Source organism: Chroococcidiopsis sp., from assembly GCF_051657925.1.
Classification (GTDB): Bacteria; Cyanobacteriota; Cyanobacteriia; order Cyanobacteriales; family Chroococcidiopsidaceae; genus Chroococcidiopsis.
Genome location: NZ_JBOFLP010000097.1, coordinates 1 through 8,276 on the forward strand (window position 1 = coordinate 1; position 8,276 = coordinate 8,276).

At 45.3% G+C, this 8,276-nt stretch carries 7 protein-coding genes and 1 pseudogene; 3 read left to right on the forward strand and 5 right to left on the reverse strand.

The window, feature by feature from the left end:
- From ACRC32_RS07220 to ACRC32_RS07240, 5 genes and pseudogenes are all read right to left on the reverse strand, one after another.
- Positions 1–574, reverse strand: a pseudogene (locus ACRC32_RS07220) (pyruvate:ferredoxin (flavodoxin) oxidoreductase); the annotation flags it as partial.
- Positions 575–692: 118 nt separating this feature from the next.
- Complete coding sequence (locus ACRC32_RS07225) at positions 693–923, reverse strand: HypC/HybG/HupF family hydrogenase formation chaperone (RefSeq protein ID WP_106545785.1); 231 nt, start codon at positions 921–923, stop codon at positions 693–695.
- Positions 914–3,316, reverse strand: a complete 2,403-nt coding sequence (gene hypF, locus ACRC32_RS07230) for a carbamoyltransferase HypF (RefSeq protein ID WP_438553330.1) — start codon at positions 3,314–3,316, stop codon at positions 914–916. Before hypF ends, ACRC32_RS07225 begins: the two co-directional genes overlap by 10 nt.
- A 6-nt stretch (positions 3,317–3,322) precedes the next feature.
- Complete coding sequence (locus ACRC32_RS07235) at positions 3,323–4,354, reverse strand: Acg family FMN-binding oxidoreductase (RefSeq protein ID WP_438553331.1); 1,032 nt, start codon at positions 4,352–4,354, stop codon at positions 3,323–3,325.
- A 213-nt stretch (positions 4,355–4,567) separates the two neighbouring features.
- Positions 4,568–4,789, reverse strand: a complete 222-nt coding sequence (locus ACRC32_RS07240) for a DUF4327 family protein (protein ID WP_438553332.1) — start codon at positions 4,787–4,789, stop codon at positions 4,568–4,570.
- A 327-nt stretch (positions 4,790–5,116) separates the two neighbouring features.
- Here ACRC32_RS07240 and ACRC32_RS07245 point away from each other — a divergent pair, with 327 nt between their 5' ends.
- From ACRC32_RS07245 to cysS, 3 genes are all read left to right on the forward strand, one after another.
- Positions 5,117–6,499: a DUF697 domain-containing protein gene (locus ACRC32_RS07245; RefSeq protein ID WP_438553333.1), complete on the forward strand. Its 1,383-nt coding sequence runs from the start codon at positions 5,117–5,119 to the stop codon at positions 6,497–6,499.
- Positions 6,500–6,648: 149 nt separating this feature from the next.
- Entirely contained in the window at positions 6,649–7,221 is a 573-nt protein-coding gene (locus tag ACRC32_RS07250; RefSeq protein WP_438553334.1) for a Uma2 family endonuclease, read from the forward strand.
- Between the two features lie 112 nt (positions 7,222–7,333).
- Positions 7,334–8,276, forward strand: a 943-nt coding sequence (gene cysS / locus ACRC32_RS07255) for a cysteine--tRNA ligase (RefSeq protein WP_438553335.1), incomplete at its 3' end; no start/stop codon positions are given.

Below are 8,276 nucleotides of genomic sequence, written 5' to 3' on the forward strand. Positions count from 1 at the left end.
TGTCATCTTCTGCCAACAGTTCCACTTTGGCAATTTCGTGGGAGGTGCGGAAGCCATCGAAGAAATGTAGGAAAGGAATTCGCGATTCTAATGTTGCTCTGGTAGAAATTAGGGCAAAATCGTGTGCTTCTTGGACTGATGCGGCACACAACATTGCAAAACCGGTTGTCCGTGCTGCCATCACATCGCTATGATCGCCGAAAATAGATAGGGCTTGAGCGGCAAGCGATCGCGCTGCTACGTGAAAGACTGTCGGTGTCAGTTCTCCGGCAATTTTGTACATATTTGGCAGCATCAACAATAATCCCTGCGATGCTGTGAAAGTCGTCGTCAGCGAACCTGTCTGTAAAGCACCGTGAAGCGCCCCAGCAACGCCTCCCTCACTCTGCATTTGGACTACGGCAGGAACATTACCCCAAATATTTGCTCTGCCTTCTGCTGTCCAAGCATCAGCCCATTCAGCCATTGGCGAGGAGGGAGTGATAGGGTAAATGGCAATGACTTCATTCAAGCGATAGGCAACTTGAGCAACTGCCTCATTACCATCTAGGGTTGCAAATGTTTTTGTTTTCATTTTTTCAACCTTTGCCAGCTTCTAAAGTATTACCATGTGACTGTTTTGGCTCTACCTTGAAGTTATAAGGAAAACTTGAGGAACCTGTGAGGAGAATAGAAGGGGAACCAACGATCGCTCAATTTTGCATTTCTTGTAAATAATTCAACGTACTTTCTGCTTCTTGTGGATCGAGAATGCTAAGAGCAAAACCTACATGAACGATTACATAATCATCGACTTTTGCGTCAGGAACATAGGCAAGACTGACTTCTTTAATAACTCCACCAAAGCTAACTTTTCCAGTTTGCATCAATGGTTCTTGTTCGTTATTAATACTGATAATTTTCCCTGGAACTGCTAAACACATAGCTGTTGCTTCCTGTTGCTTAAGTGAAAAGTTGCTGCCACAATTTGTCCTAGCGCGATTCCCCCATCATTAGGTGGAATGCGTTGATGCCAGTAAGGGTAAAAATTTTCTGCTTGCAATCTTTTAATGGCTCTTTCAGTTAAATACTTATTTTGAAAACAACCGCCTGTAAGTATAATTTTTTCTTCACCCACGGACTTTGCTACGGCAACTACGATCTCAACGAGCGTATTGTGAAACTTAGCTGATATTTTTCTGAGTGGTAAACCACATCTTATATCTGCTAAGATTTCTCGCACCATTTGCAGCAGATCGACGATCGCAGGCGATGACGTTGCCAAAATCTCAAAGCTATAGCACTCGTCAGTATCAAATCCGGCGATCGCAAACTCTAGTTCCATTGCTGCTTGTCCTTCAAACTGGTTTTGTTGACGTAATCCTACAATTGAAGCGATCGCATCAAATAGCCGTCCTATACTAGAAGTCACTGGCGTATTGAGATTTCTTTGCAGCATTGTCTGCAAAATTCCTAAATTGCGATCGCTAAAAGCTTGCACTGGTGCTAAGTGCTGCATCTCAAACAATTCTTCTCCAAAGATTTCATAAAGCAAACCAATTGCGACTCGTCTTGGTTCTTTAATCGCCTTTTCTCCCCCAGGCAGCCGAAAAGTGTGCAGATGGGCGACTCGCTCAAATGATGTTTCTGTAACGAGCAAAAATTCTCCGCCCCAAATTGTACCGTCTAGTCCGTAACCAGTACCGTCCCAAGCAACACCCAAGACGGGTTGAGAGTCATGCATTCCAATTAAATCGTTTTCCGCCATGCATGAGAGAACGTGAGCGTAGTGGTGTTGTACTGGAATCGCAGGAATCCCAGAATTACGCGCAAATTGAGTAGAGAGGTAATCGGGATGAAGATCGCAGGCGATCGCCACTGGCTTTGTCTGATAAAGTTGTTGAAAATCCGCGATCGCCCGTTCAAAAGCATTCAAAGCTGGTACTGTTTCTAAATCTCCGATATGCTGACTGACAAAAACTTGCTCTTTGACACAAAGCGCGATCGTATTTTTGAGATGCGCCCCTACTGCGAGAAGGGAGTCGGGAGTCGGTAGGGGCGCACAGCCGTGCGCCCGTACAGGGGAGTCGGGAAGAGTAGTGGATGGTAAAGGTGCATAGCCACGGGCGCGACGTAAAACCATTTCTCTTCCCATCATCACGCGCACGACAGAATCATCTACAGGACGGGCAATCGGTCGATTGTGGACTAGGAAAACTTCAGCAATGCTACTCAGGCGTTGCAGTGCTTCTTTTTCATCAATACAAATAGGTTCATCTGTTAAATTGCCACTGGTAGCGACTACCGGAAAACCCAACTCAGCCATGAGTAGGTGATGTAGAGGAGTGTAAGGCAACATCACACCTAAGTAGGGATTGCCAGGAGCAACTGAGGGAGCGATGCCGAAGGCGGTATGCTCTTCGACCACGCTTCGCAAACGCTTCGCGACCATCGCATGAGATGCTAACTTCCGTTGCAGCAGTACAATTGGAGCTTGAGGCGATCGCAACAGGCTTGCTTCTAAGTCTGAAACTTCGCAGTCTGCTTGAATTAGTTCCAGGGAAGGGTACATCAAAGCAAAAGGTTTAGCTTCCCTTCGCTTGCAACGGCGCAGTTTTTGCACGGCTGCTTTGTTACGTGCGTCTACTATCAGATGAAACCCGCCCAAACCCTTGATAGCAACGATCCGACCTTGACAAATCGATGCAGCAGCTTGAATTAATGCTTGATGATGTAATGCTAGAACATTGCCATCTCGCTCCCATAACTCAAGCTGGGGTCCGCATTCAGGACAGGCGTTAGGTTGGGCGTGAAAGCGGCGATCCAGCAGATTTTCATACTCAGACTGACAATGAATGCACATCTGAAACTTTTTCATTGTCGTATTGGCGCGATCGTAGGGCAAAGCTTCAATAATGCTAAAGCGGGGACCGCAGTTAGTACAGTTGGTGAAGGGATAACCGTAGCGGCGATCGCTTTTGTTGAAAATTTCGCGCAGACAATCCGAGCAAGTGGCAAGGTCGGGTAATATTGTTGCTGATTTCTCACCACCCGTACTGGTGCGAATCTCAAACTGTTGATAGCCTACGGGAGCGAGAAATTTCGATTCCAGACTTTGAATTATCGAACGGGGTGGCTTTTGTTGCTCGATGCGCAATAAAAAATTCTGCAATTGCGCTTGAGTGCCTTCTACGTCAATCAAAACCCCTTGGGCAGAATTATTCACCCATCCTACAAGTCCTAATTCTGTTGCCAGTCGGTAGATAAACGGACGGAAGCCTACCCCCTGTACAGCACCGCGAATAGTTACGTGTAAACGTTGTTTTAGGATTGACATTTTGTCTTATAGCAAAACTTCATCGACTCCTCGCCTTGCTGTTGGTTTTACCTCACAACCAAAACCCAGACGCAACAGAATTTGTGGATAGCCCGATGCATAGATTAATTTGCTCAGTTGCGATCGCAAAGTTGGCACTTCAATAGGCTGATTTAAAAAGGATGCTGATAATCCTACTGCTTGACTTCGCAGCAGTACGCGCTCTAGTGCTTGCCCCGCTGCCAGCCAATCTCTCGGAGTATCTTGCTCTGTACCCAGCACTAAAATTGCCGGAGACTGGATCGCGAGTTGGCGGTTATGATGAGCCATTGCATCTCCGAGATCGAGGGCACGCATTGCCCAAGCAAAGATAGGTGTAGCAAAATCTAAGTACCGATTCACTCCATATGCATATCCAGGTATACCATCATGGCTGGAGCTGCTACCTGGATGCATCCAAGCTGCTAATTCGCGACGAAAGCTGGGATTAGCCATTTGCCAGCGATCGCCTCGTACCACTAATTCGGCGATCGCCTGACGGGTTAGATCTCCCTTCACAACGTGCAACCATGCACCTTCGCTAGCGGCATCTACTTGTAACCATGTCAGCATCGATTTGGGTACATCCCGGTTTTCATAATCCCTTCGATTCGTGTGTCTTTGGGGAATTGCCTCAAACAGCATTTGCTCGTCAGCGCTAGCGTGTGTGGGTTTGCCTAACTGAATCGTAGCTAACAAGTCTGGATGACTGGGTTCTGGAAAAGTTGAGATTTTGCCCGTATAACCAAAGTGACGGAGAGCAATCCGAAGATTAAATAATGCCGTACCGCAGCTGATAATTAATTCCCGGTTTTGAGGATCGACAACAGGCAAAGCGCGAGTCCGGTCAGCATAGAGCGCGATCGCTTCATCTTGAATTTTAAAATTCCAAGGTTGAGTATTATGCCCAGAAGGAGCTAGCAATGCATAGTTTAAAAGAAACTTGAGCTGCTCTGTTGCTGTACCAGTTTGGGGAAATTCAGCTTCTTCAATCTTCCAGAAGTTGGATATTGTAGACATGGCGATCGCCTCGCAGCATTCATAATTTTGCTCGGTAATCTTAAATATTTTTTAGCAATATAAATTATTGCAGTTTACAACGTCGATTTTATATTCGGCTCGTCTCTAAATCATCTCAAAAAACCTATTTAAACTATTTTCAAACTAATACTAAAAGTATTAATCGCAACCAAATCTTAGCTTTTAATTTTTAATTTTTGACTTGTAAATTCTTTAATCTTCTTGCCAATCTTCACGACCTAATAAATCGATGATTCGATCTCTCAGCAAAAAATCATTTTCCTCTAGCTCAATTTCTACACAAATCCACTCACGACCTGGAATATATTTGCACAAAGCATAAATTGGCTGGTGACGGTCAACAAGTCCTTTATCAACGAGTTGACGAGCTTCGTCTTTGATCGCATTGATGTCGTACTTAACTGATGTTTTCATACAAATTACCTTCTACCGAGTAGTCGTTAACGGTTAATGATTAACAGTTAACTGTCAGCAGTCAACAGTCAACAGCTAGCACCTGAGATGTAAGAACCATTGGGAATTGCTTAGCATCAGGTTGGTTTAAACCATATCTTGTTTGGTTATAGATTTAACTTAGCAAGCAAATTTGAGGAAATTGTGAGTAACTCAACGTTCTCCCAGACCGTTTGAGGATTCATGCAGAACCAAACAGACAAAATCCGCCTTGTGTAACCGCTCGATTTGCCATTCCAACTGCGATCGCACTAGAGTAAATCTGTACACTGCCGCAGTCTCTCAACCTTGACTCAATCTCAAGCCAAGCGAATCGATCTCCAAGAATCTCACCTCAACCGCGCTCGTGCAAGTATCCGCCAAGCGCTATCTTGGTACGGACATCTGCGTAAACCCAATCCACAGCCTGCAAAGCTTGAATTAGCTGGGCTGGTTAAACCAGATTTGGAAGTCCTAACTTCCACGCTGAATAAATTAGAAACGAATGTCATTTGTATCGCTGCTTTTGGATTGGTGAGTCGAGGCAAATCAGCGGTTCTCAATGCCTTAGTCGGGCAGAAAATTTTACCCACGGGTCCCCTACACGGTGTGACTCAATATCCCCGTTCCGTGCGATGGAACCCAGGTGGAAAAGTACAGATTGAATTAATCGACACGCCAGGATTAGATGAAATTGAAGGTCAAGCTAGAACGCAAATGGCGAAGGACGTGGCGCGTCAAGCTGACTTAATTTTATTTGTCGTAGCTGGTGATATTACCCGTACTGAATATCAAGCACTTTGCGAACTACGACAAGCACAGAAACCGCTGATTTTAGTATTCAATAAAATCGATTTATATCCCGAAACCGACAGGGAAGCAATTTATAAAAATCTCCAACAATTAGGGGCAGGTAGTCCAACCGCAAGACGCTTACAGCAACTTTTGTCTAGCGATGAAATTGTCATGGTGGCGGCGGAACCAGCAGCCGAAGAAGTGCGGGTAGAATATCCCGACGGACAAGTTGCTTACGAGTGGGAAACACCACCACCTCAAATTGCAGAGTTACAGCAAAAGATTTTACACGTACTCAATCGCGAAGGGCGATCGCTACTGGCTTTAAATGCTTTACTACAAGTAAAAGATGCTGAAGCGGCGATCGCAGGCAAAACTCTAGATCGTCTTAATGAAGCTGCGGAAGATTTAATTTGGCAATATACCAAATATAAAGCTTTAGCTGTCGGACTCAACCCCATCGCCGTACTTGACGTTTTAGGCGGATTTGTTGCCGATCTCGCCTTAATTCGTGCTTTGGCTAAGTTATATAATTTGCCAATGACGGGGTTTGAAGCCACAAAGTTGTTGAGGACAATTTTGTTGAGTTCTGGTGGTTTGCTATTGAGCGAATTAGGTAGCGGAATGCTATTAGGCTTAGGTAAAAGTGCGACTGCGATCGCCTCTGGGGATAATCCGTTCAATATTACTGCATTTGCAGGAACTGCGATCGCGCAAGGGGGAATTGCTGGTTACGGTACGTATGCTGTGGGAAAAGCTGCCCAAGTCTATTTAGAAAAAGGCTGTAGTTGGGGACAATTTGGTGCGAGTACCGTAATCCAAGAAATTTTATCTCAAGTCGAGCCAAATACAATTTTGTATCGGTTGCGGTTGGAGTTGGGACAACATTTGAGTTAATCAAACGTGGATGAACACAGATAAATGTTTTGTAGAGGCGGGTTTACCTGAAATCTTTGTTGAAGTCAAAAACGATTGGCAAACCCGCCCCCAGATCTATGCGATCGCAATTTAGAATTTTGCAAGAGATGATTCTCCAGAATGCGTATATGAATACCATCGCCCTAGACTTACATTCAGTAATAGACTTGACTGACGAGCAATTTTTCCAGCTTTGTCAAGCAAACCGAGATCTCAAGTTTGAGCGGACTGCGAAAGGAAAGATAATTATTATGCCACCCACGGGATGGGGAACTGGAAACCGTAATATTAAACTATCGACAAGACTGGAAATTTGGGTAGAACGCGATAATACAGGCATTGCCTTTGACTCCTCTACAGGTTTTATCCTACCTAATAGAGCTATCCGTTCTCCCGATGCTGCATGGGTGAGAAAAGAGAGAATTGAGGCAATAAATCCAGATCCAGACAAGTTTCTACCCCTCGCCCCCGATTTTGTGGTGGAATTGATGTCAGCTAGCGATATGCTCGAAGACATACAGGCAAAGATGCGAGAATATATAGAAAATGGGGTGCGCTTAGGTTGGCTGATTGACCCCAAACAGCAATATGTTGAGATTTATCGCCAAGGACGCGAAGTAGAAGCGTTGTCATCTCCCACCACCTTATCAGGAGAAGATATACTACCTGGGTTCATTTTGGATTTACCAGGTATTTTGTAAACACACGGGTAAACTGGGATACCTAAACCAGAATCTGAATGACTCTTGAGGGTTTAACATGAGATTTAGTGACGATCGCGCCAGCGATCGCTAAAAACATAGTTGCCCTGTTATGACCCTGACAATCTACAACACTCTCACTCGTCATCAAGAACCATTTGAGACTGTCGAACCAGGCAAAGTCAAAATGTACTACTGTGGCGTAACAGTATACGACTATTGCCATTTGGGTCATGCACGCGCTTGTATTATCTGGGATGTCGTGCGGCGCTACCTGCAATTTCTAGGATACGAAGTCACGTACATTCAGAACTTTACCGATATTGACGATAAAATTCTCAACCGCGCCCGTCAAGAAAATTCCTCAATGGAAGCCGTAGCCGAACGCTATATCCAAGCATATTTTGAGGATATGACGCGGCTGAATGTTAAAGAAGCAGATGCCTATCCCCGCGCTACGCATACAATGAATGGCATTCAACGGCTAATTTTTGAATTAGAGCAAAAAGGCTATGCCTATCCCGCAGATGGCGATGTCTACTACGCTGTCAAACAGTTTCCCGAATATGGTAAGTTGTCGGGACGCAAATTAGAAGACTTGCAAGCAGGCGCTAGCGGGCGCGTAGACGCAGAAGACCCAGAGGGAAAAAAAAAGCAAGAACCATTTGATTTTGCTCTGTGGAAAGCCGCTAAACTAGGGGAACCAGCGTGGGAATCACCTTGGGGTGCAGGTCGCCCTGGGTGGCACATTGAATGTTCGGCAATGGTACGCGATCGCCTGGGTGATACGATCGACATCCATGCAGGGGGAGCAGATTTAATTTTCCCGCACCATGAAAATGAAATCGCTCAAAGCGAAGCCGTCACGAACAAACCCCTCTCTCACTACTGGATGCACAACGGCATGGTGAAGGTCAACGGGGAAAAAATGTCTAAATCCCTGGGCAACTTTATCACGATTCGCGAGTTACTCGATCGCCCCACCGATCCGATGGCAGTTAGGTTATTCGTCCTGCAAGCACATTACCGCAAACCAATTGATTTTACCGACGATG